This window comes from Inquilinus sp. NPDC058860, from assembly GCF_042743185.1.
In the GTDB taxonomy this organism is placed as follows: domain Bacteria; phylum Pseudomonadota; class Alphaproteobacteria; order DSM-16000; family Inquilinaceae; genus Inquilinus.
This window is the reverse complement of record NZ_JBHYMS010000011.1, coordinates 44,373-65,985: the sequence shown is the minus strand read 5'-3', so window position 1 is coordinate 65,985 and position 21,613 is coordinate 44,373. Positions and strand designations below refer to the sequence as shown.

The following is a 21,613-nucleotide window of genomic DNA, read 5'->3' as shown; positions in this document are numbered from 1 at the left end:
CTACGGCTCCTTCCACACGCCCCACAGGCGGGCGTTGCCGGGCCCCCAATCGGCATAGCCGCGGACCTTCGGCCCGACCGCCGTCACCTGCACCGGGTTGAACAGGCCGATCACCGGCACCTGCTCGGCCATGCGGGCATGCAGCTTGTCGAAGATCGCCTGCCGCCCGGCCTTGTCCTTCACCGTCTTGGCCTCGGCCAGCCAGGCGACCGCCTGCGGGTCCTCCCATTGGCTGGTCGGGTCCTCGTCCTTGCTGCCGATGATCGAGTCGAAGGCCAGCGCCGGGTCGGGCCGGCCGGAATAGGTGAAGACCGAGGCCTGGAACTTGCCCTCGCGGTAGTTCTGCAGCTGCGTCGCCCAGTCCAGCGTCTCGAGCTGGGCGTCGATGCCGGCGCCGGTCAGCAGCCCCTGGATCATCAGCGCCGCCTCGTACTGGCCGGTCGGGCGGTTGTTGGTCTGGATCCTGATCGTGGCGCCGGCATGCCCCGCCTCCTGCAGCAGCTTCGTCGCCTCGGCCGGGTCATAGGCCGGCCAGGCCGCGTCGCCGTCATCGTGATAGGCGCTGGCCACGGCGATGGCCGACGGGTTCGGGGCGGCCAGGCCGAAGCTCGCCGCCTCGGCCACCTGCCTGCCGTCGATCGCCCGGGCCAGCGCCTGGCGCACCTTGAGATCGGACAGCAGCGGGTCGCGGGTCTGCAGCAGCAGCACCGCCCAGGACAGGGTCGGCGTCACCGTCACCTGCGCCCCGGCCGCCTTCATCGCGTCGATCTCGGTCGCGCCGACGTCCGGCACGATGTCGACCTGGCCGGAGAGGAGGGCGGCGTTCATCACCGAGCGGTCGGGTATGACGACAAAACGCAGCCGCTCGGCCAGCGCCTGCTTGCCGCCGGCGGCGCCGTCGCGGGCGCCGGGCAAGGACTTATAGCCGGCGAAGCGGGTCAGCTCGAGATAGCGGTTCTTCTGCCAGTCGGCGAAGACATAGGGGCCGGTGCCGACCGGCTTGACCCAGGCGCCGTCGGGCCCGAGAGAGGAGGGGCTGAGCACCACGGCGCCGCACTGGATCGTCGCCATGTTGACCAGGAACAGCGCGCTGCGCCGGTCGAGCCGGAACACCACCGTTCGCGGGTCCGGCGTCTCCACGGCCAGCACCTTCGGGCCGTTGCGGCCGTCGAAGCGGTCCAGGCACTGCCACTGGGTCGCCGGGTCGAGATAGCGCTTCCAGCTCCACGCCACCTCGGCCGAGGTCATCGGCCTGCCATCGTGGAAGGTGACCCCGTCGCGCAGCCGGAAGGTGTAGGCGGTACCGTCGGCCGAGGCCTCGACGCTGTCGGCCAGCATCGGCGCCGGGGTCTGGTCCTCGCGCAGGGCGACGAGGCCCTCGGTCACATGCTGCAGCACGACGTCGGAGTTGAAGTCGCGCTGCACGCCCGGGTTGCTGCTGCGGATGTCGGCGTTGAGCGCGATCGACAGCAGCGGTGTCGGCTGAGGCTCCGCCGCGGCCGCGGCCGCGGGCGCGGCGGCGAGGAGCAGGGCCGTCAGGGCGAGGACTCTCATTGGGCCGCCGCCAGCGTGTCGGCGAAGAAGCCCTTCACCGGCTCCAGCACGCGCGTGCCCTCATGGCCGATCCCGGGGACGATGTCGTGGCGCACGGCGATGCCGTGGCGCTCGAAGCTGTCGCGCAGCGACCGCATCCGCTCCTGCCGGTTGCCGCCGGCCAGGTCGGCGCCGTCCATCCAGCCCGGATCGGTCGGCTTGGTGACGATCTCCCAGGTCTCGGTGTCGTCGCCGCCGATCACCATCTGCACCGCCACAAGGCGCATGGCCGCAAGGTCGACCGGACGGCCGAAGCGCGCCTCGAAGTCGCGCAGGCCGACCCACCAGTCATGGTTCCAGTCGAGCAGCGTGACCGAGCCCGGCGCGCCGATCGAGACGCCCAGCAGCCGTTCCGGATGGACATAGAGGAAGCGGTGGACGAAATGGCCGCCGCCGGAGAAGCCGAACATCAGGAAGCGGTCGGCGCGGACCCGGTACTTCGCCTTCACCTCGTCGACCATGGCCAGCAGCAGCAGGTCGAAGCGCATGTCGTGGAAGGCCAGGCGCTTGTAGTTCGAGAGATCGCCCGGCTTGATCAGCCCGGCCGGGAACAGCGGCGCCAGCAGGATGCAGTCGTTGGCCGCGGCGAAGTCCATGAAGCCGTCGCGATAGGCGGTGGCGGTGCGGCCGGTGCCGTGCATCAGCACCGCCAGACTGTAGGTCTTGTCGCCGTCCTCCTCATAGTCCCGCGGAACGTAGAGGCAGTAGGAGACGCGCTGGTCGGCCTGCAGCGCGAAGAACGGCGTCTGGCCGAAATCGTAGTAGGACAGCTTCACCCCATGGCCCGGACGATCGCGCATTCTTCGGCCTCCCCTGTGCCGGCTCCATCGGCCGGCCCGGGCATCTTAGGACGGCCGACGTTCGTCGCAAGGTCAAATGTATTTTGATGTCTTAAAATTCGAAGGCCGCGACGGCATGGCGATCATCGAGGCCTTTGCGCTGATGCGGCCGGCATGCCTAGAGTTGCGGAGACCTCGGCCAGCGGGGCGGAACCGGATGCAACAGGCCGTCGGCGCCAAGGATGATCTGCGGGTTGAGCGCGCCGCCGAGCCGGCGCCGTCGGGCCTGCTGTTGCCGTTCGTCGAGGCGCTGGCCCATCCGGTGTTCCGCCTGGTCTGGTTCACCGGCCTGTTCGCCAATCTCGGCGACTGGGCCCAGTCGGTCGCCGCCGCCTGGGTGCTGACCGTCACCGCCGCGAGCCCGTTCCTGATCGCCCTGATCCAGGTCGCGACCGCGGTGCCGCTGGTGCTGCTGTCGCTGCCGACCGGGGCGCTGGCCGACATCTACGACCGCCGCAAGATGATCCTGGCCGGCGAGGCATGCTGCGTCCTCGGCGGTCTCGGCCTCACCGTGCTCGGCTTCCTCGACCTGCTGGAGCCGGTCGGGCTGATCGGGCTGACCTTCCTGATCGCCATCGGCTATGCGCTGGAGGGGCCGGCCTGGCAGGCGGCGGTCGGCGACATGGTGCCGAAGCCGGCGGTGGCCAGCGCCGTGCTGCTGAACTCGATCAACTACAACGTCGCCCGCGCCCTGGGGCCGGCGATCGGCGGCCTGCTGTTGGCGCTGCTCGGCGCCCCTTGGGTGTTCCTGATCGCGACCGTCAGCTTCGCCGGGCTCGCTGCGGCGATCTGGTCCTGGAAATGGCGACCGGCACGCACCGCCCTGCCGCCGGAGATGCTGGGCGAGGCGGTGACCGGCGGCCTGCGCTTCGCCCGGCATTCGCTGGTGACGCGGCGGGTGGCGACCCGGTCCTTCATCTTCGGCTTCTGCGCCAGCTCGCTCTGGGCGCTGCTGCCGCTGCTGGCCCTGGCCCAGCTCGGCGAGGACGCGATCGGCTACGGCATCCTGCTCGGCGCGCTCGGCATCGGTGCCGTCTGCGGCGGCTTCGTCGTCCATCCGGCGCGGGAACGGCTGGGCACGAGCCGGCTGATCTCGAGCTCGGCCTTCGTCTTCGCGGCGGTGCTGCTGGTGCTCGGCACCGTGCACGTCACCGCCGTGGTGGTGCCGGTGCTGTTCCTCGGCGGCGTTGCCTGGATCGCGGTGGTGTCGACCTACAACACCGCGGTGCAACTGCTGGTGCCGGACTGGGTCAAGGCCCGCGCCATGGCGATCTACCAGATGGCGCTGTATGGCGGGCTGGCTCTCGGCTCGGTCGCTTGGGGTGCCATGGCGGAGAGCCTCGGCGTCGCCGCAACCCTGGCGGCCAGCGGCGTGGCGCTGCTGGCCGGCGCGCTGTGGGCGCTGCGGCTGAAGATCCCGGACATCGCCCTGATCGATCTGCGTGCCGCGCCGGCTCGCAAGCCGGAGCTGCCGGCGCTGCCGATCGACCCGCGCCGGGATACGGTGATGGTCGTGGTCGAGTACCGTATCGGGCCGGAGCAGGAGCGCGACTTCGTCCGCGCCGCCGCCCGGCTGCGCGAGGTGCGGCTGCGCAACGGCGCCAGCCGTTGGTCGCTGTTCCGCGACGCCGCCGATCGGCTGAAATGGAGCGAGGTCTATTTCGTCGACAGCTGGTACCAGCATCTGCGGCTGCTGGCCCGGCTGACCGCGGCCGACCGCGAGCTGATCGACCGGGTCGGGCGGCTGAACCAGGAGTCGCCGCCCTCGGTCCGCCACGCCATCAGCTGGCGTCGGCGCGGCCGGCGGATGCTGGCCGCCAAGCCTCCTGCCGAGGGCGCGGCAAGGCCGGATCCGGGGCGGTCGGCGGGGCAGGGGTCGACCGCATCACCGGGAGCGCAACCTGCGGCCACGCCGGCCGCCGATCCTCAGATTTCCACCACCGGACCATAATATCGGCCTCGCCTCGTTCCGTATTGTTGCCAATCGGATCTCATGTTTGCAGGGCAGTCTGTAAAAATGAACCGTGATTGCCCGGATTCTTGAACATTGAAGCCTCATTCGATGAAGTCTGGTCATCGACAGATGGTGGAGATATTCTGGATAAATCTCCTTCTGCATTTGGAACCATGAGGAATGGCCGTCGACGACGCGGTGCCGCCGATATGAAACCTCCGATCGATCGATTCGCCGAACTGGAGTTCGAAAGCGCCGCCCATCTGACGCTGACGCTGCTGGGCCAGGTGCGGGACGGCCGGATGACGCCGATCGAATTCGCGATCTGGCTGCGGCAGCTGATGATGCACAAGCAGGAGCCCCTGTCCGACAACGAGAAGAGCGCCATGGCCTGCACCCTGGCGGTCGCGTTGTTGGAAGAGGAGGGACTGGATCTCACCCCTCTGGAGCTGATGGAACTGCTGGACGGGTCCGAGCAGGCGAGCGCTATCGGACGGCTGGTGTAGGGAAGCCATAGTGCCGCCGCGGCGCTGGGGATGGCCGCCGGCGCCGCAGCGATGACCACACGATATCAGTAGGTCGCCCGGCCGAGACCGAGGCGAGTCGTCAGCCCTTGGACGCGTGCTCGGGCTTGCCCTTGCGCTTGGTCGAGGCCATCTCGTCGAGCTGCTTTTCGCTCATCGACTTGTACATCGACTTCGACGCGCCCTTCAACTCGCCGACCTTCTGCTCGCCGCGCTTGGCGGCCAAGGCGGCGCCGGCCGCCTTCTGCTGCGCCTTCGATTTCGCCGGCATGCATGCCTCCGCAATGGTGGATAGCTGAATCGGAAACGGCAGGGCATGTCGGCCGGTTCCGCTGCCGCCGTACATCGCGGTTCGATCCGGAACGGCCGGCGCTCTGATGCCGTTGCAATCGTACATTCCCGCCCAGACAGGGAGATTGGCGATGAGGGCCGTCCTTGTGCTGTCCACCGCGGCGCTCGCATGCACGCTCGCGCTCGGGGGCTGCAGCCGCGAGAGCGAGCCGGCGCAGATGCTGGCATCGCTGGCGCCGGCGCCCCAGATCGACCCGGCCAACTATGTGCAGACCGCCGGCATGAGCGACCTGTTCGAGGTCGAGGCCGGCAAGGTCGCCACCCGGCGGGCCCGCAGCAGCGAGGTGCGCAGCTTCGCCCGGATGATGGTGAAGGATCATACCGAATCCACCGGCAAGATCCGGAGCGCCGTCTCCAGTTCGAAGCTGGGCATCCCGTTGCCGGCCGCACTCGACCCGCAGCATCAGGAGACGCTGGCGGCACTGCGGTCGGCCCCGCGCGCCGAGTTCGACCGCCAGTACATGGAAGGCCAGGTGGAAGGGCATCAGGAAGCGCTGAAGCTGCAGCAGAGCTACGGCGAAAGCGGCGGCGACCCGAACCTGAAGGCGGTGGCCTCGCAGCTGGTCCCGATCGTCCAGCACCATCTCGACGAGGCCCAGACCATCCTGTCCGGCCTGCCCTGAGGCTCCGTGCGGTGACGCCTGTCCCTGGCTCCGGCGACGGTCAGCCCACGCGGAGCATGATCGTCGACAGCGGGGGCAGGGAGGCCGATAGCAGGTCGCGGCCGCCGACACCGGTCTCGACCACCGGTTCGGCTGCGGTGATGCCTCCGCCGCCGTATGCGCGGGCGTCGGTGTTCAGGATCTGCCGCCAGGGCCCGCGATGCGGAACAGGAATGCCATAGTCCGGACGCGGCACCGGGGTGAAGTTGCACACCACCAGGATCGGCGCGTCGCCCTCCGCCCCCAGCCGCAGATAGGCGAAGACGCTGGCCTCGGCATCGTCGACCACGGTCCAGGCGAAGCCGGCAGGCTCGGCGTCGCGCCGGTGCAGCGCCGGCTCGGCCCGGTAGATCCGGTTGAGGTCGCGGACCAGCCGCTGCACGCCGCGATGCAGCGGATCGTCGAGCAGGTGCCAGTCCAGCTGGGCATCGTGGTTCCACTCCCGCTCCTGGCCGAACTCGCCGCCCATGAACAGCAGCTTCTTGCCCGGCGAGCTCCACATGAAGCCGAAATAGGCGCGGAGGTTGGCGAAGCGCTGCCAGGTATCGCCCGGCATGCGGCCCAGCAGCGACCGCTTTCCGTAGACCACCTCGTCATGCGACAGCGGCAGCACGAAGCGCTCGCTGAAGGCGTAGAGCAGGCCGAAGGTCATCGCGTCGTGGTGGTGTTTGCGATGAACCGGGTCGTGCGCCATGTAGCCGAGCGTGTCGTGCATCCAGCCCATGTTCCACTTGTAGGAAAAGCCGAGACCGCCCTCCGATACGGGTGCGGTGACGCCGGGCCAGGCGGTCGATTCCTCGGCGATCACCACGGCGCCGGGGTGGCGCTCGGCGACCAGCGCGTTCAGCCGGCGCAGGAACGCGATCGCCTCCAGGTTCTCGCGCCCGCCATGGGCATTGGGGATCCACTCACCGGGTCCGCGGCTGTAGTCGCGGTAGAGCAGGGAGGCCACGGCGTCCACCCGCAGCCCGTCGAGGTGGTAGCGGTCCAGCCATTCCAGTGCGCTGGCCAGCAGGAAGGCGGCCACTTCGGTGCGGCCGAGATTGTAGATCCAGGTGTTCCAGTCTCGATGGAAGCCCTCGCGCGGGTCGTCGTATTCATACAGCGCGGTGCCGTCGAAGCGGTGCAGGCCATGGGCATCGTTCGGGAAATGGGCCGGCACCCAGTCGACCAGCACGCCGATCCCGGCCCGGTGGCAGGCGTCGACGAACCGGGCGAAGCTCTCCGGCGGGCCGAAGCGTGCGGTCGGCGCGAACAGGCCGAGCGGCTGGTAGCCCCAGCTGCCGGTGAACGGATGCTCGGCGATCGGCAGCAGCTCGAGATGGGTGAAGCCCATGCCGGCGACATAGGGGACCAGCCGCTCCGTCAGCCCGTCCCAGCCCAGCGGCCGGCCGTCCTCGCCGCGCAGCCAGGAGCCGGCATGCAGCTCGTAGATCGAGACCGGGGCGGAAGCAGACTGCCGCTCCGCCCGGCCTTGCACCCACTCGTCGTCGGTCCAGCGGAAGGGCAGGGGCAGCGGCACCACCGAGGCGGTGCGCGGCGGTGCCTCGGTCTCGCGGGCCAGCGGGTCGGCGCGCTGCGGCAGCACATGGCCATTCCGGTCCAACAGCTCGAATTTGTAGAGGGCGCCGTCGGCGACGCGCGGGATGAACATCTCCCATACCCCGCCGTGATGGCGCAGCCGCATCGGATGGCGTCTTCCGTCCCAGCTGTTGAACTCGCCGACCACCGAGGCGCGGCTGGCATTCGGCGCCCAGACGGCGAAGCGGGTGCCCTCGATCCCGTCGATCGTCACCACCTGGGCGCCCAGGCAGCGCCGCACCGCTTCCGGATCGCCCGCGGCCAGGGCACGCAGGTCCGGCTCGTCCAGCAGCACGCCGAAGCCATAGGGGTCCTCGGTCTCCTGCACCGCGCCGTTGGGCCAGGTGACGCGCAGCAGATAGGGCTCGTCCTCCTGCAGCATGCCGGCGAACACCCCGGCCGGGTGGACCTGTCTCAGTTTCGCCAGACGGTGGCCATCCACCCGCGCCACCGCCTCGACCCCGTCGGCGTTGGGCAGGCAGGCGCGGACTGCGATGCCGTCCTCGATCGGGTGGCGACCGAGCACGGCGAAGGGATCGCCATGCCGTCCCGCCGCGATCGCGTCGAGAGCGGCGGGGTCGAGGCCGGTCGGCAGCGCGACATCAGGCATGGGTCAGAACCTTCGCTTCGGCGGCGAGCTGGTCCAGAAGGGCGGCCAGGCCGCGGATCGGCAGGCCGATCCAGCCGGGGCGGTTCGCCGCCTCGTAGCGGATCTCGTAGGCCGCCTTCTGCAGCGAGAACAGGGCGATCAGCGCCGCCTCTGCCTCCGGCGTCGCCCAGGGATGCGGTGCGGCCCGGGCGACCTCACGATAGGCCTCCAGGAAGGCCTGCGACGCCTCGGCCCGGTACCGCTGCAGCAGGGCGGAGCGCTGCTCCCGCATCGCCTCGGGGATGGTGTCATGGGTGGCGTCGTCGGCGGTGGCCGCGGCGTAGTCGATCGACCGCAGCAGGCCGGCGACGTCGCGCAGCGGGCTCGACTTGCGCCGGCGTTCGGCGATCGGCCGGGTCGGCTCGCCCTCGAAATCGATCAGATAGGCGTCGCCCTGCGCCACCAGCACCTGGCCGAGATGGAAGTCGCCATGGACCCGGGTCTGCAGCGAGCCCCGGCCTGCATCGGCCAGATGCTCGACCAGCCGGGCCAGCCGGTCCTGGCCGGCCAGCAGCCGCCTGGCCGCCGCTTCCGTCGCCGCATCCGGCCAGTCGCGCATCGCCGCGACCGTGGCGATCGCGCCGTCGATCTCGACTCGCGCCTCCTCGATCCAGCCCCGAACCGCCTCGGCATCCACCGGCTCGGGCGCGAAGGCGGGATCGTCGGAGGGTTGGGCCAGCACCGTGTGGATCTCGGCCAGCCGCCGGCCGATCGCCGCGGCGAAGCCGGCCTCGTCGGCGAAGCCCTCGCCGTCGGTGGCGCCCTCGGTCAGGGTCATCTCGTCGACCGTCCGGCGCAGATTGTCCAGGCTCCAGCTCCAGCCGTCGCCCTGATTGCGGACGAAGCCCTGGACGATCGCGAGCGTCCGCGGCTCGCCATCGGCGCCGATGCGCACCACCTCGCCGAACAGCGGGGCGATGTTGGTCGCGCCATGCTCGGTCAGAGTGCGCCCCATCTCGGCTTCGGGGTGGATGCCGGGGCGGATGCGCCGGATCACCTTCAGCACCAGCTTGTCGCCGAGCACCAGAGAGCTGTTCGACTGCTCGGCCGCCAGCCACTGGATCTCGATATCCGCCGGCAGCTCGAACCCTTCCATCCGTGTCGTCGGGTGGAACCGGATCTCGCCATCGTCGGTGGGGAGGGTGCGGCGGGTCCGCAGTCCCTCGATCAGGGCCAGCGGCAGATCGCGCAGCGAGAAGGCGTCGGTCAGGAAACCGACGCGGCGGCCGCGCCGGACCCGGGCCACGGCCAGCTGCTGCTGCAGCGCCGGCAGGCTGCCGTCCTCCCAAACGATGCCGAGCGGCACCTGGTAGCAATCCGTGGTGCCGCCGGCGGTCGCCTCCACCTGGGTCAGCATCAGGTCGGTTCCCGGCAGCGGCGTCGCGTTGGCGATGCGGATGCCGTCGATGCGCCGGTCCTTTGCCGCGAACCAGCGGCGTTTCGGCAGATAGGCCGGCAGGCTCTCGCTCTCCAGGATCTTCCGCGACACCGGCGACAGCACGTCGGCCAGGCCGTCGCGCAGCACCAGCGTGACGAATTCCGGCATCTGCTCCGGCGGCTCCTGGTGCCAGCGCGGCGTCGCGGCGTCGGCCCGCAGCTGGAACCAGTAGAAGCCGTAGGGCGGCAGGGTCAGCAGATAGGTCAGCTGGCCGATCGGCGGGAACACGGTGTCGCCGGTCAACTCGACCGGCGAGCGGCCCTCGAAATCGGCGAGGTCGAGCTCCACCGCCTGCGGCGCCCGCGACAGGTTGGCGACGCACAGGATGGTCTCGTCCTCGAAGCTGCGCAGATAGGCCAGGATCTTGCGGTTGCCGGGATAGAGGAAGCGCAGCGTGCCGCGGCCGAAGGCGCGGTGCCGGCGGCGCAGCGCCAGCATCCGGCGGGTCCAGTTCAGCAGCGAATGGGGATCGCGGGCCTGGGATTCGACGTTCACGGCCGGAAAGCCGTAGAGGGCATCCATGATCGCCGGCAGCACCAGCTTCTCCGGATCGGCGCGGGAGAAGCCGCCGTTGCGGTCGGGCGACCATTGCATCGGCGTGCGCACCCCGTCGCGGTCGCCCAAATGAATGTTGTCGCCCATGCCGATCTCGTCGCCGTAGTACAGGACCGGCGTCCCCGGCATCGACAGCAGCAGGCTGCTCATCAGCTCCATGCGCCGGCGGTCGCGCTCCAACAGCGGCGACAGGCGGCGGCGGATGCCGAGGTTGATCCGGGCGCGCCGGTCGGCGGCGTAGGTCTCCCACAGGTAGTCGCGCTCGCTATCGGTCACCATCTCGAGCGTCAGCTCGTCATGGTTGCGCAGGAAGATCGCCCATTGGCAGGTCTCCGGGATCTCCGGCGTCTGGCGCAGGATGTCGGTGATCGGGAAACGGTCCTCGCGCGCGATCGCCATGTACATCCGCGGCATCAGCGGGAAGTGGAACGCCATGTGGCATTCGTCGCCGCGGCCGAAATACTCCTGCGTGTCCTCCGGCCACTGATTGGCCTCGGCCAGCAGCATGCGGCCGGGATAGCGCGTGTCGAGGTGGGCCCGGATCTGCTTCAGCACGGCATGGGTCTCGGGCAGGTTCTCGTTCGAGGTGCCCTCGCGCTCGATCAGATAGGGGATGGCGTCGAGGCGCAGCCCGTCGACGCCGAGGTCGAGCCAGAACCGCATCACCCGCAGCACCGAGGCCAGCACCCGCGGATTGTCGAAGTTCAGGTCCGGCTGATGCGAGTAGAAGCGGTGCCAGAAATAGGCGCCGGCCACGGGATCCCAGGTCCAGTTCGACGTCTCGGTGTCCAGGAAGATGATCCGGGTGCCGGCATAGGCCTGGTCGGTGTCGGACCAGACGTAGAAGTTCCGGGCCGAGGAGCCCGGCTTGGCCCGCCGCGCCCGCTGGAACCAGGGGTGCTGGTCCGAGGTGTGGTTGATCACCAGCTCGGTGATCACGCGCAGGCCGCGGCGGTGCGCCTCGGCGATGAAGCGGCGCACGTCGGCCAGCGTGCCGTAATCCGGATGCACCTCGGTGTAGGCGGCGATGTCGTAGCCGTCGTCACGCCGGGGCGAGGGGTAGAAGGGCAGCAGCCACAGCGTGTCGACGCCCAGGCTGGCGATGTAGTCGAGCCTGGAGATCAGCCCCTTGAAGTCGCCGATCCCATCGTCGTTGCTGTCGAAGAACGACTTCACGTGCAGCTGGTAGATGACCGCGTCCTTGTACCAGACCGGGTCGTCGAAGCCGGGGGCGGGGGAGCGCTTGAGCATGTTACACCTCCTGCGCCGGTCGGATGCGCCAGATCGCGAAGGGCGCGGCAGGGTCGAGGCGGATGTGCTGGATCTTGCCGTGCCAGGTGAAGTCCCGGCCGGTCATCAGCTCCTCGGCCGCCAGGGCGCCGTGGTCGGGCAGGCCCCATTCCCAGAGGGGGATCTCGATGTCGGCCTCCTGCGGCCGATGCGGGTCGAGATTGACCGCGACCAGCAGGACATTGCCGCGGTCGGGCGTCGCCTTGCCGTAATAGAGAATGCTGTCGTTGAAGGCGTTGTAGAAGGTCAGGCCGAGATGGCTGTGCAGCGCCGGGTTGGCGTGGCGGATCCGGTTCAGCCGGGTGATCTCGGCGACGATGTTGCCGGGCCGGTCCCAGTCCCAGGCGCGCAGCTGGTACTTCTCGCTGTCGAGATACTCCTCCTTGCCCGGGACGGCCTGCGCCTCGCACAGCTCGAAGCCGTTGTACATGCCCCACAGGCCGGACAGCGTGGTCGCCAGCGCGGCGCGGATCAGGAAGCCCGGGCGGCCGCTGGTCTGCAGGAACTGCGGGTTGATGTCCGGCGTGTTGACGAAGAAGTGCGGCCGGAAGAAGTCCTTCGGCGCCGTGGCGGTCAGCTCGGTCAGGTAGCTGGTCAGCTCCGCCTTGCCGTTGCGCCAGGTGAAGTAGGTGTAGGACTGCGAGAAGCCGATCTTCGCCAGCCGGTACATCACCTTCGGCCGGGTGAAGGCCTCGGCCAGGAAGACGACGCCGGGGTCGCGGCTGCGGATGTCGGCGATCAGCCACTCCCAGAACGGGAAGGGCTTGGTGTGCGGGTTGTCGACCCGGAACAGCCGCACGCCCTCGTCGACCCAGAAGGCGACGATGTCGCGTAGCGTCCGCCACAGCTCGGGCAGCGCCGCCTCGGCGTAGAACTCGACATTGACGATGTCCTCGTACTTCTTCGGCGGGTTCTCGGCGTAGCGGATCGACCCGTCGGGCCGCCAGCCGAACCAGCCCGGATGCTGGCGCAGCCAGGGATGGTCGGGGGCGCATTGGATGGCGAAATCCAACGCCAGCTCCAGCCCGTGCTCCGCCGCCGCGTCGCGCAGCCGGCGGAAATCCTCGATCGTGCCGAGCTGCGGGTGGATCGCGTCGTGGCCGCCCTCATCCGAACCGATGGCATAGGGGCTGCCGGGATCGTCCGGCCCGGGGGTGAGGGTGTTGTTGCGGCCCTTGCGGTTCTTCCGGCCGATCGGATGGATCGGCGGGAAGTACAGCACGTCGAACCCCATGGCCCGGACCGCCGGCAGCCGCCGGATCACGTCGTCGAAGGTGCCGTGCCGGTCTGGGTCGCCGCTCTGCGACCGCGGGAACAGCTCGTACCAGCTGGCGAAACCGGCGGCGCGGCGCTCGGCATCCACCGCCTGCGGCGGGTCCTGCCGGACGGCGAAGGGCCGCCGGTCGGCCTTGGCCATCAGCGCTGTCGTCTCCGGCGCCTGCAGCCGCGCCAGCCGCTCCACCGGCGCGGCCTCGGCGAAGCCCGCCAGCACCGCCTCCAAGTCGGCCCGGATCTTGCCGCGGACCGCATCCCGCGCCCGCTCGACCAGCAGCCGGCCTTCCTCGATCTCGACGGCCAGGTCCAGCCCGGCCAGCTGCTTCTTGCGCAGGTCGGACAGGAAGGTGGCGAAGACGTCGCGCCAGGCCTCGACGGCGAAGAGATAGCGCCCCATCCGCTCCAGCGGGAACTCGCCCGCCCAGCGGTCGTTGCCGGCCGGCGCCATGCGTTGCTCGCGCCAGCTGCGCTCGTCCTCCGGCCGCCACAGCAGGGCGACGGCGGTGATCTCGTGCCCGTCGGTGACCACGTCGGCCTCGACCCGCACGTTCTCTCCGGCAATGCGCTTGACCGGGAAGCGGGGGTGGCCGGGTGAGGGGGCGACCGCCTCGATCGCCACCCGTGGCGCCCGGATCGCACGGTCCAGGTCCAGCTCGGCGACACGCGACGGGGCGGGGGCGACCGACGCCGCGCGCGGCGCCTCCAGCACCCGGGTCTCGCCGGCGTCGAGCGTGACCGGGCCGTCCAGGCCGGCCGGCGGCCCGCCCGATTTGTCCGGGCCCAGCTTGTCCGAGAACGGGCCGAACGCGCCGCCGATGCCGCGCAACACCGGTGCCGGCTGCAGCGTCGCCGGCCGGTGCAGGTCGGTGTTGGCCAGGATCAGCTCGGCCCGCTTCGGGGCGACGCCGGCTTCGGTGCGCAGCAGGGCGACCACCGTGGCCTCCGGGCCGCTGAGGGCCCGCAGCGCCGCGGCCTTGCCGCCCGGCCTGTCCAGCGCCGCGATCGTGGCCGCGATCTCCGCGCTCAGATCGAACGGCGCGGCCTCGCGCGCCCAGCGCAGCTCGGCCTCGGCCGTGCCGATCGGCGTCTCGCGGGCGGCGAATTCGAAGCCCATCGGCAGCAGCAGCCCGTCGCCCGCGGCGGCGGCCAGCCTGAGCGACCGCAGATAGGCCCGGCGCAGCAGCGAGGTGTGGCGGATGCGGGCCGCCAGGCGCGGACCTTCGGGCGGCTCGGGGTAGGTGATCACCGGCAGCGCCGCGGCTGTCGGGCCGGATGGGGAGTGTCGCCAGGCCTCCAGCGTCCCGATGCCGGAGATGCAGGCATCGAAGCCGCAATCCCGCAGCAGGAGCTGGTCAAGCTCCCCCTGGGCCCGGGCGGCGACGCGGAAACGGTGTCCCGCGGCGCGCGCCCGCGCGATCACCTTCGACCATCGCCACGCTTCGTCCGGGCTCGCGACCCGGCAGATGAACCCTTCGACGCCGGCTTCGCAGGCGGCGGCGAGGAATGCCGCCAATTGGTCGAGGTCCGCATCGTCCGGCGACACGGCTCGGGACCGGGGGCGGCGTGGATCCGGCGGCTCGTCATCGGCGATCATGCGCGCCGCCGGCTGCTGTGCCGTCGAGGCGAGATCGAGGACCGGGCCAAGCCCGTTCCGGCGGGAGCTTTCGACGGCATCGCCGATCGCGGCATGGGATCGGGAGAGCGGGTCCGACGTCGCGGCGACATGGCTGAACCCCATCCGCGCGACCTGCGAAAGACGTTCGTCCAGGAAGGAATTCGACAGCGATCCGAGCTCGCCGGGAAGGCTGTAGATCGCGCGAAGCGAGCGAGGCTCTGGGAGCGGGGCCGACGGACGGCCGTCTTTTTCGCGCAACCCGGTCGCTTGTCCGATCATGGCCATCTCGCGTCAGTTGCGGCTTGGTTGCTTCTTCGGAGAACAGGAAGCCCGTCGTCGCAGTTCCTGGCGGATCGACGGAGGGCGGACATAGCCAGGCGAAGCGTCGAATCTCGGCGTCAGGGACGAGGCCAAACGCTGCGGGCGACCTCAATCCTTAAGTCGGATAATATATATTATGGAAAATAAGAGATGAACACCAGACAGGCCGCCACAGCTCCAGTTTGGAAGCTCTCAAACGCGGTAGACCCGCCTGGCGGTGCCGGCGAAGAGCTGCATCCGGTCCTCGGGGTCCATGCTTTCCGTCAATCGCTTGAACGCGTTCCAGCCCGCAGTGAAGGTGTAGGAGCCGCGATCGACGGGTGCATTGCTCTCGAACATGCAGCGCGCCGGGCCGAAGGTTTCGATGGCGGTCTCGATATAGGGCCGCCAGGCCTCGGCCAGCCGGGTCGAGCCGGGCGGCATCGGCTCCTTCTCGAAGTCGAAGCCGTTGATCCGCATGCCGAGCCCGCCGATCTTCGCCACGACGTTCGGGCACGCCGCGAGTTCGCGGATCGATCGGGACCAGGACCGGAAGAGCTCGTGCCGCCAGCCGGCATAGGCGCCGATGCCGAGAATGCCGCCGAGATGATCGAGCACGATCGTCGTCTCCGGGAAGTCGCGGGCCAGCGCCGTCAGCTCCCCCAGTTGGGGCTGGAACAGCCATGCGTCGAAGCCGAGCCCGAGCGGCGCGAGCCGGGCGAAGCCCTCCCGGAAGGTCGCATCTTCGAGAAGCCCCGGGGGTCCGGCGCTGAGCGGGTTCATCAGCGTTCCGTCCGCATTCCAGGCGGTGATGTGGCGGATCCCGCGGAAGCGCCCCCTTCCCTTCTCGATATGCGCCAGCAGGACCTCTTCCACCGCCGCGCCGAGCCGGAGATCCGCATGGCCGACGATGCCGGCGCAAAGCGCGGGAGCGGTTTCGGCGAGCCGCCCAGCCTGCTCGGCCACATAGGCGCTCTCGCTGATGGGGCGAAGATGGGGTGCGAGCCCCTCGTCGTAACCCGTCTGGCACTGCATGAAGACGGAGGCGATGATCCTGTGGCCGCTGCCGGCGATCTCCGACAAATAGTCGTCCATGAGGAAGCGCCAGCCCGGACGGTCCCAGAGATGATGATGGGCGTCGATGATGGCGAGATCCGGCTCCAGCGCCGCCTCCGGCTCCAGGGCGAGCCAGTCGGCCCGCACCGGCAGGTAGTTGGCCACGGGTGCGGTCATGAGCCCGGAACCGGCACGGAGCGGCGCGTCGGCCCCTCGTAGCGATAATCGAAGGAGCGGGGGATCGGGCCCTTGTTGCGCTCCCCCCGTCCCGCCTGCTCCCAGGCATGGGCGAGGATGCCCACGGCGCGGGACAGGCAGAACACGCCGCGCGCCAGGGACGCGGCGAAGCCGAGCTCGCCATAGATCACGGCCGTGGCTCCGTCGATGTTCATCGGGATGAGCCGCCCCTTGCGCGCCTGCAAGCAGCGCTCGACGGCTCTCGCCGCCGCGGCGTGGCGGCCGGTGATCCCGCCCGTCCCGACCGCGGCGTCCACCAGGGAGAGAAGGCGCCCGGAGCGCGGGTCGACAGGGTGGAAACGATGGCCGAAGCCCGGCAGGTATTTGCCGTGCGCGGCCACATAGGCATCGACGGCGCCTGCCGCGGCCTCGTCCTCGCTGGCGCCCGCCTTGCGCCGCGCCAGAAGGTCGTCATAGACCTCGAGGGCCTGTTCGCCGGCGCCGCCATGCACGTCGTCGAGCGTGTTGATCGCGGAAGCGAGAACACCGTTCAGCGGAAGCCCGCAGGAGATGGCCATGCGCGAAATGGCGATCGATGGTGCATGCGGACCGTGGTCGACGGAGGCGACGAGGGCGGCCTGCAGGAGCCTTTCCTGCTCCAGGCTCGGCAACTCGCCCCGCAGCATCAGCCAGATCATGGCGGGGAACGAGACCGCGCCGATCAGCTGCTCGATCGGATAGCCCCGGAATGCGATCCGGCCCGGCGCGATGTCGGAGATCGCCGTGCGCCAGTAATCGGCGATCTGCTCACGGTCCGACGGCAGTTCAGGAACGCTCATGCCGCGCTCCTGCACAGATCGACACCGACAATTCCCCGGTCGGCCAGCGCCTGGATCTCATCCTGGCCGTATCCGAGGCGGCGCAGCCATTCGACCGTGTCCTGTCCGAGCCCAGGCGGCCCTGAGGGTTCCGGATAGGGCTCGTCCAGCAGGAATCCCGGCCGGGTCACGCGCAGTGCCCGCCCGCCGGGGCGCTGCGCGTCGAGTGTTTCCACGAACCCCCGCAGCGTCACCTGCGTTTCGGCCATGACCTCCCGCACGGTCAGGACGCAGCCCGCCGGCACGCCCGCGTCATTCATCAGCCGCTCCCATTCGCGCGCCGGCCTGGCCGCCAGCGCTGAGGTGAGCTCCGCGTTCAGCGCCTGCCGATTGTCCTTGCGGGCCTGTCGGGCGGCGAAGCGCGGATCTTCGATGAGGTCCGGACGCCCGACCAGGCGGCACAGCGACTCGTATTGCTTCTGCTCGTTCGCCGCGATGTTCAGGAGGCCATCCGCCGTCCGGAACGTGCCGGACGGCGCGGCGGTGAAGTTCTCGTTTCCGATCGGCTGGGGATCGACATCGGCGTTGAGGTGGTTGGACACGACCCAGCCCATGGCGGCGAGCGTCGCTTCCAGGAGGGAGACGTCGATGCAGCGCCCCCGTCCGGTCTGACGTTGATCGATGAGGGCGGCGGAGATGGCGAAGGCCGCGGTCAGTCCGGAGATCGTGTCCGAGATCGGAAAGCCCGTCCTCAGGGGTGCGGTCGCGGCATCGCCGGTGACGCTCATCACGCCGGACAGGCCCTGGACGATCTGGTCATAGGCCGGCCGCCCGGCCCAGGGGCCGGTCTGGCCGAAGCCGGAGATCGCGCAATAGACGATCCGGGGATTCGCGGCCGCCAGGGTCTCGTAGGAAAGGCCGAGCCGCTCCATGACGCCGGGACGGAAGTTCTCGAGCACCACATCCGCCTCCTTCACGAGGCGCAGGAAGATCTCCCGCCCCTCCGGCGCCTTCAGATCCAGCGCGACCGACTGCTTGCCGGCATTGACGGCCACGAAGGACAGGCCGGACAGGCGCGCTGCCATCTCCGGGTCGGCGCCGAGCTTGCGGGCCAGATCGCCGCCCTCGGGCTTCTCGATCTTGATCACCTCCGCCCCCAGCCGGGCGAGGTTGTAGCCGCAGAACGGCCCGGCGAGGACGTTCGAGAGGTCGAGAACGCGCACGCCCTTCAAAGGCATCGTCATCAGTCGGACTCCAGGCAGGGGTCGCCGACGGAAGCGAACATCCGCCAGCTGGTCGCGATCAGTCGCCAATCCGCTTGGCGGCTTTCTCTGCGAACCTGTTGGTGTAGGTCTTTGAGAGGTCGATGCCGGCGGCCCCGATCGCAGGATCGTAGGAGCTGAGGACCGCGAGCGGCGTCTTGACCGCTTCCGGGTCGAACAGACCGTCCTTGGAAAAGAGCGAGGTCGACGCCTTCATGATCTCGATGTTCAGGTCGCGGTCGTCGAGCTTGTAGGCCGGGGGGATCGCGTCGACGATCGCCTCGGGAGAGCTCGCATGGATCCACCGCATCGTCCGCAGCAGCGCGTCGGCGAGGCGCTGCACGGTCTCGGGGTTCCGGTCGATGAAGCTCTGGTTGAGATAGAGACAGGCCGTCGGATAGATGCCGCCGAACGCCTTCTTCGATCCGTCCACGGTCCGGCCGTCGAACAGGATCTTCACCGCGTTCTTGCGCGTCAGGAGCGTCGCGATCGGATCGTAGAAGCCGAGGGCGTCCACCGACTTGTTCTCGAGGGCCGTCATGCCGGGCGCCCCGCTGCCCACGCCGATGAACTCGACGTCGCGGAGCCCGAGCCCGTTCTCCTTGGCGTAGTAGCGGGCGATCATGTCGGTCGACGAGCCCGGCGTGGTGATGCCGATCTTGAGGCCCTTCAGGTCGGCCCCGCTGTTCACCTTGTCGGCGAGGTCGGCGCGGACGCCGAAGACGATGCCGGGCACGTCGTTGAGCAGGAAGACGCAGGAGATGTCCTTGCGCTTGGCCTGCATCTGGATGGTGTGGTCGTAGAAGCCGACGACACCGTCGACAGATCCCCCGATCAGCGCCTGGAGCGCCTTCGAGCCGCCGGCCTGGAAGTTCTGGATGGTGACGTCGAGGCCCTCCTTCTCGAAGTTCCCGAGCGCCTTCGTCAGCGGCAGCGGCATGTAGTTGAGGATCGCCGAGCCCACCGCGATCGTCACCGCCTTCGTCTCGGGCTCCGCGGCCGCCGCGGACTGGGCGGCCAGGAGCGTCGCCACGCCGAAGGCGGCGGCCAGGTGCTTGAGCATCTTCATGCTGTTTCCTCCCGTTCGGATATGTGGGTTCAGGCGTCGTGCTCGTGGCTGGATGACGGGCGCCAGACGAGGAGCCGTTTCTCCAGTTGGTCGACGACGAGGTCGAGGAGGACGACGAACAGGGAGAGCACCACGATCCCGGCGAAGACGCCGGTCGCATCCATGACGCCCTCGGCCTGCGCGATGACGTGGCCCAGGCCCATGGACGAGCCGAGATACTCCGCGACCACCGCCCCCATCACCGCCATGCCGACCGAGACCCGCAGCGACGAGAGGATCCAGCTCATCGCCGAGGGGATGTAGACGTGGCGCAGCAGCGCCAGCTTGCTCGCCCGCAGCAGCCGGGCGTTCGCCAGGACGACCGGGTTGACCTCGCGCACGCCCTGGTAGGTGTTGAAGAAGGCGATGAAGATCACGATCGTCATGCCGAGGGCGACCTTCGAGGCCAGCCCGAGGCCGAACCAGATCACGAAGATCGGCGCCAGCAGGACGCGCGGAATGGCGTTGAACACCTTGATGATCGGCTGGACGACATCCGACGCGAAGCGCGAGAGGCCGAGCCAGAGGCCAAGCGTGGTTCCGCCGGTCACGCCGAGAACGAAGGATAGCGCCGTTTCCAAAAGGGTGATGCCGAGATCGAGCCAGATGTCGCCTTCCGAGAACCACTGGACGATCCGCGAGACCACCTCCGATGGCGGCGGAAAGAAGAAGGGGTCGATCACGCCGGTCCCGGCGCCGATTTCCCAGGCCCCAAGGACGCAGCCGATGAGCGCGAGACGCGTCAGCCGGACCTTCATGCGATAGGCGGAGGCACTCCGGCGCCGCCGCCTCTCCCGATCCTCCTGCGAGGCCGGGACCGCGGCCGTCACCGGGATCGGAAGCGTCTGCGACTTACTGGACGGCATAGCTCTTCTCCACTTCCGCGCCGAGGAGGTTCCAGATCTCGCGGTAGAGGCCGACGAACGCGTCGGTGGTGGCGAGGGCCGAGACGTCGCGCGGCCGCGGCAGGGTGATCTCGACATCGCCGACGATGCGGCTCGCGGGACCGCGGACATCACCACCACGCGGTCCGCCAGCGTGATCGCCTCGTCCAGATCGTGCGTGATGAAGATCAGCGACCGGCGGTCGGCCTGCCAGAGATCCAGCAGGATCCGGTGCATCAGGCGTCGGGTGTGGACGTCGAGCGCCGAGAAGGGCTCGTCCATCAGGACGATCCGAGGCTCCATGATCAGCGTCTGGGCCATCGCCACCCGCTTGCGCTGGCCGCCCGACAGCTGGTGCGGATAGCGTTTCTCGAAGCCCTTCAGCCCGACCTTGGCGAGCCACACCCGCGCCTTCAAACGCGCCTCCTCCTTCGTCACGCCTTGGAAGACGAGGCCGAGCGCGACGTTGTCCTCGGCGGTCTTCCAGGGAAGGATCGCCTCCTGCTGGAGCATGTAGCCGCTGTCGCCGTTGAGGCCCGCCAGCGGCTTGCCGAAGATCGTCACCTCGCCGGCGGCGGGCTGCAGAAGCCCGGTGACGACGTTGAGGATCGTCGATTTCCCGCAGCCCGTCGGCCCCACGACCGCGACGAACTCGCTGTCCCGGACGGTGAGATTCATATTGCCGACGGCCGTGAACGGACCGAAGCGCACGGCCACGTCGCGCAGGCTGACGGCCGGAAGATCCTGGGCCATTCGTTCCTCCCTACAGAACATCGTTCTGTTTTTTTGGTAACCGTCGGGAACCCCGTCGTCAACCATGTTCTTCTCAGTGAAATCAAATCCCTTCGAAATCGGTGCCATCTTGCGGATCACAAAAAATGTTGTTCTATTGGACAGAACGATGCATGGAGAGTCTGGCAGTGCCCGATATGCGGGAGAAGCGAGAAGGCGTCGACGCGGTGGAGCGCGCGCTCGGGATCCTGAGCGCATTCACCGAGGAGGCCCAGGATCTGAGCCTCGCCGAGATCGCCAGGCGGACGGGCCTCTACAAGAGCACGATCCTGCGAATCGCAGCGTCGCTCGAGCACAAGCGGTTTCTGACCCGCAGCGGCGACGGCACATTCCGGCTGGGCCCTGAGCTGTGGCGGCTGGGATCGCTGTACCGGCGCAGCTTCGATCTGGGGGAATATGTCAGGCCGACGCTGCGTGCCCTGGTGGAGGCGACCCAGGAGACCGCATCCTTCTACATCCGCGACGGAAACCAGAGGGTCTGCCTCTATCGCCTGAACTCGCCCAAATCAGCCCGGCACCATCTCGACGAAGGCGTCCGCCTGCCGTTGGGGCAGGGCGCCGCGGGACGGGTGCTGCTGGCCTTCACAGAGCCGGAGGACGCGTCCCACGCTCCGATCCGGGACGCCGGGGTGGCGGTCTCCCGCGGCGAGCGCGATCCGGAGGTGGCGGCCGTGTCCGCACCGGTCATCGACAGCGCCGGGCGTCTCCGCGGCGCGCTGTCGATTTCCACCCTCATCAGCCGGTTCGATGCGGCGGCGGAGCGAAAGCTGGTCGAGGCGATCGTGCCGGCGGCGGTCAGTTTGGCGACGCGACTCCCTGCCGAGTGAAGCGCTTGTCGAATGTTAGATTAGTTCAAGATTTCTTCGTAAGCCTTTGAATTAGCTGGATCG

At 69.2% G+C, this 21,613-nt stretch carries 15 protein-coding genes; 4 read left to right on the top strand and 11 right to left on the bottom strand.

The features are described from left to right. Both ACFW16_RS10025 and ACFW16_RS10020 read right to left on the bottom strand, forming a co-directional pair. Nucleotides 1–1,554, bottom strand: coding sequence for an ABC transporter substrate-binding protein (locus tag ACFW16_RS10025; RefSeq protein WP_380304365.1), 1,554 nt, complete (start codon nt 1,552–1,554; stop codon nt 1–3). Continuing rightward, a complete protein-coding gene (locus ACFW16_RS10020) occupies nt 1,551–2,393 on the bottom strand; it encodes an alpha/beta hydrolase (protein WP_380304363.1) in 843 nt (280 codons plus the stop codon). The genes ACFW16_RS10025 and ACFW16_RS10020 overlap by 4 nt, the downstream gene beginning before the upstream one ends. Nucleotides 2,394–2,589: 196 nt before the next feature. Here ACFW16_RS10020 and ACFW16_RS10015 point away from each other — a divergent pair, with 196 nt between their 5' ends. Together ACFW16_RS10015 and ACFW16_RS10010 are read left to right on the top strand one after the other, a co-directional pair. Further along, nucleotides 2,590–4,383, top strand: a complete 1,794-nt coding sequence (locus tag ACFW16_RS10015; protein ID WP_380304361.1) for an MFS transporter — start codon at nt 2,590–2,592, stop codon at nt 4,381–4,383. An 89-nt stretch (nt 4,384–4,472) separates the two neighbouring features. Further along, on the top strand, nt 4,473–4,892 hold the full coding sequence (locus tag ACFW16_RS10010) for a hypothetical protein (protein WP_380304359.1): 420 nt from the start codon (nt 4,473–4,475) through the stop codon (nt 4,890–4,892). Between the two features lie 100 nt (nt 4,893–4,992). Here ACFW16_RS10010 and ACFW16_RS10005 read toward each other — a convergent pair whose 3' ends face one another. After that, nucleotides 4,993–5,181 (bottom strand): DUF3008 family protein, encoded by a 189-nt coding sequence (locus tag ACFW16_RS10005; RefSeq protein ID WP_380304357.1) that lies wholly within the window; start codon nt 5,179–5,181, stop codon nt 4,993–4,995. A gap of 151 nt (nt 5,182–5,332) precedes the next feature. Between ACFW16_RS10005 and ACFW16_RS10000 the strand changes: the two genes are divergently transcribed. Then, on the top strand, nt 5,333–5,884 hold the full coding sequence (locus ACFW16_RS10000; protein ID WP_380304355.1) for a DUF4142 domain-containing protein: 552 nt from the start codon (nt 5,333–5,335) through the stop codon (nt 5,882–5,884). 40 nt (nt 5,885–5,924) lie between these two features. Here ACFW16_RS10000 and glgB read toward each other — a convergent pair whose 3' ends face one another. From glgB to ACFW16_RS09960, 8 genes are all read right to left on the bottom strand, one after another. Then, nucleotides 5,925–8,114 carry a 1,4-alpha-glucan branching protein GlgB gene (glgB, locus tag ACFW16_RS09995; RefSeq protein ID WP_380304353.1) on the bottom strand — a complete coding sequence of 730 codons (2,190 nt, stop codon included), beginning with the start codon at nt 8,112–8,114 and terminating at the stop codon, nt 5,925–5,927. After that, a complete protein-coding gene (gene treS / locus ACFW16_RS09990; RefSeq protein WP_380304351.1) occupies nt 8,107–11,397 on the bottom strand; it encodes a maltose alpha-D-glucosyltransferase in 3,291 nt (1,096 codons plus the stop codon). Before treS ends, glgB begins: the two co-directional genes overlap by 8 nt. Nucleotide 11,398: 1 nt before the next feature. Then, nucleotides 11,399–14,449: an alpha-1,4-glucan--maltose-1-phosphate maltosyltransferase gene (locus ACFW16_RS09985; protein ID WP_380304349.1), complete on the bottom strand. Its 3,051-nt coding sequence runs from the start codon at nt 14,447–14,449 to the stop codon at nt 11,399–11,401. 390 nt (nt 14,450–14,839) lie between these two features. Beyond that, a complete protein-coding gene (locus ACFW16_RS09980; RefSeq protein ID WP_380304347.1) occupies nt 14,840–15,859 on the bottom strand; it encodes an amidohydrolase family protein in 1,020 nt (339 codons plus the stop codon). Next, nucleotides 15,856–16,698, bottom strand: coding sequence for a citryl-CoA lyase (locus ACFW16_RS09975; RefSeq protein WP_380304345.1), 843 nt, complete (start codon nt 16,696–16,698; stop codon nt 15,856–15,858). Before ACFW16_RS09975 ends, ACFW16_RS09980 begins: the two co-directional genes overlap by 4 nt. After that, nucleotides 16,695–17,915, bottom strand: a complete 1,221-nt coding sequence (locus tag ACFW16_RS09970) for a CaiB/BaiF CoA transferase family protein (protein WP_380304506.1) — start codon at nt 17,913–17,915, stop codon at nt 16,695–16,697. The genes ACFW16_RS09975 and ACFW16_RS09970 overlap by 4 nt, the downstream gene beginning before the upstream one ends. Before the next feature lie 64 nt (nt 17,916–17,979). Further along, complete coding sequence (locus tag ACFW16_RS09965; protein ID WP_380304343.1) at nt 17,980–19,008, bottom strand: ABC transporter substrate-binding protein; 1,029 nt, start codon at nt 19,006–19,008, stop codon at nt 17,980–17,982. Nucleotides 19,009–19,037: 29 nt separating this feature from the next. Next, nucleotides 19,038–20,792, bottom strand: coding sequence for an ATP-binding cassette domain-containing protein (locus tag ACFW16_RS09960; RefSeq protein WP_380304341.1), 1,755 nt, complete (start codon nt 20,790–20,792; stop codon nt 19,038–19,040). A 44-nt stretch (nt 20,793–20,836) separates the two neighbouring features. Here ACFW16_RS09960 and ACFW16_RS09955 point away from each other — a divergent pair, with 44 nt between their 5' ends. Continuing rightward, nucleotides 20,837–21,550 carry an IclR family transcriptional regulator gene (locus ACFW16_RS09955; protein WP_380304339.1) on the top strand — a complete coding sequence of 238 codons (714 nt, stop codon included), beginning with the start codon at nt 20,837–20,839 and terminating at the stop codon, nt 21,548–21,550. Nucleotides 21,551–21,613 lie beyond the last annotated feature (63 nt).

Excerpts from the sequence above, each read along its gene's own strand:
- ACFW16_RS09985 (WP_380304349.1), bottom strand. The coding sequence starts at position 14,449 with ATGGGGTTCAGCCATGTCGCCGCGACGTCGGACCCGCTCTCCCGATCC.
- glgB (WP_380304353.1), bottom strand. The coding sequence starts at position 8,114 with ATGCCTGATGTCGCGCTGCCGACCGGCCTCGACCCCGCCGCTCTCGAC.
- ACFW16_RS09975 (WP_380304345.1), bottom strand. The coding sequence starts at position 16,698 with ATGAGCGTTCCTGAACTGCCGTCGGACCGTGAGCAGATCGCCGATTAC.
- ACFW16_RS10005 (WP_380304357.1), bottom strand. The coding sequence starts at position 5,181 with ATGCCGGCGAAATCGAAGGCGCAGCAGAAGGCGGCCGGCGCCGCCTTG.
- treS (WP_380304351.1), bottom strand. The coding sequence starts at position 11,397 with ATGCTCAAGCGCTCCCCCGCCCCCGGCTTCGACGACCCGGTCTGGTAC.
- ACFW16_RS10015 (WP_380304361.1), top strand. The coding sequence starts at position 2,590 with ATGCAACAGGCCGTCGGCGCCAAGGATGATCTGCGGGTTGAGCGCGCC.
- ACFW16_RS09960 (WP_380304341.1), bottom strand. The coding sequence starts at position 20,792 with ATGGCACCGATTTCGAAGGGATTTGATTTCACTGAGAAGAACATGGTT.
- ACFW16_RS10020 (WP_380304363.1), bottom strand. The coding sequence starts at position 2,393 with ATGCGCGATCGTCCGGGCCATGGGGTGAAGCTGTCCTACTACGATTTC.
- ACFW16_RS09970 (WP_380304506.1), bottom strand. The coding sequence starts at position 17,915 with ATGCCTTTGAAGGGCGTGCGCGTTCTCGACCTCTCGAACGTCCTCGCC.
- ACFW16_RS09965 (WP_380304343.1), bottom strand. The coding sequence starts at position 19,008 with ATGAAGATGCTCAAGCACCTGGCCGCCGCCTTCGGCGTGGCGACGCTC.
- ACFW16_RS09980 (WP_380304347.1), bottom strand. The coding sequence starts at position 15,859 with ATGACCGCACCCGTGGCCAACTACCTGCCGGTGCGGGCCGACTGGCTC.
- ACFW16_RS10000 (WP_380304355.1), top strand. The coding sequence starts at position 5,333 with ATGAGGGCCGTCCTTGTGCTGTCCACCGCGGCGCTCGCATGCACGCTC.
- ACFW16_RS10025 (WP_380304365.1), bottom strand. The coding sequence starts at position 1,554 with ATGAGAGTCCTCGCCCTGACGGCCCTGCTCCTCGCCGCCGCGCCCGCG.
- ACFW16_RS09955 (WP_380304339.1), top strand. The coding sequence starts at position 20,837 with ATGGAGAGTCTGGCAGTGCCCGATATGCGGGAGAAGCGAGAAGGCGTC.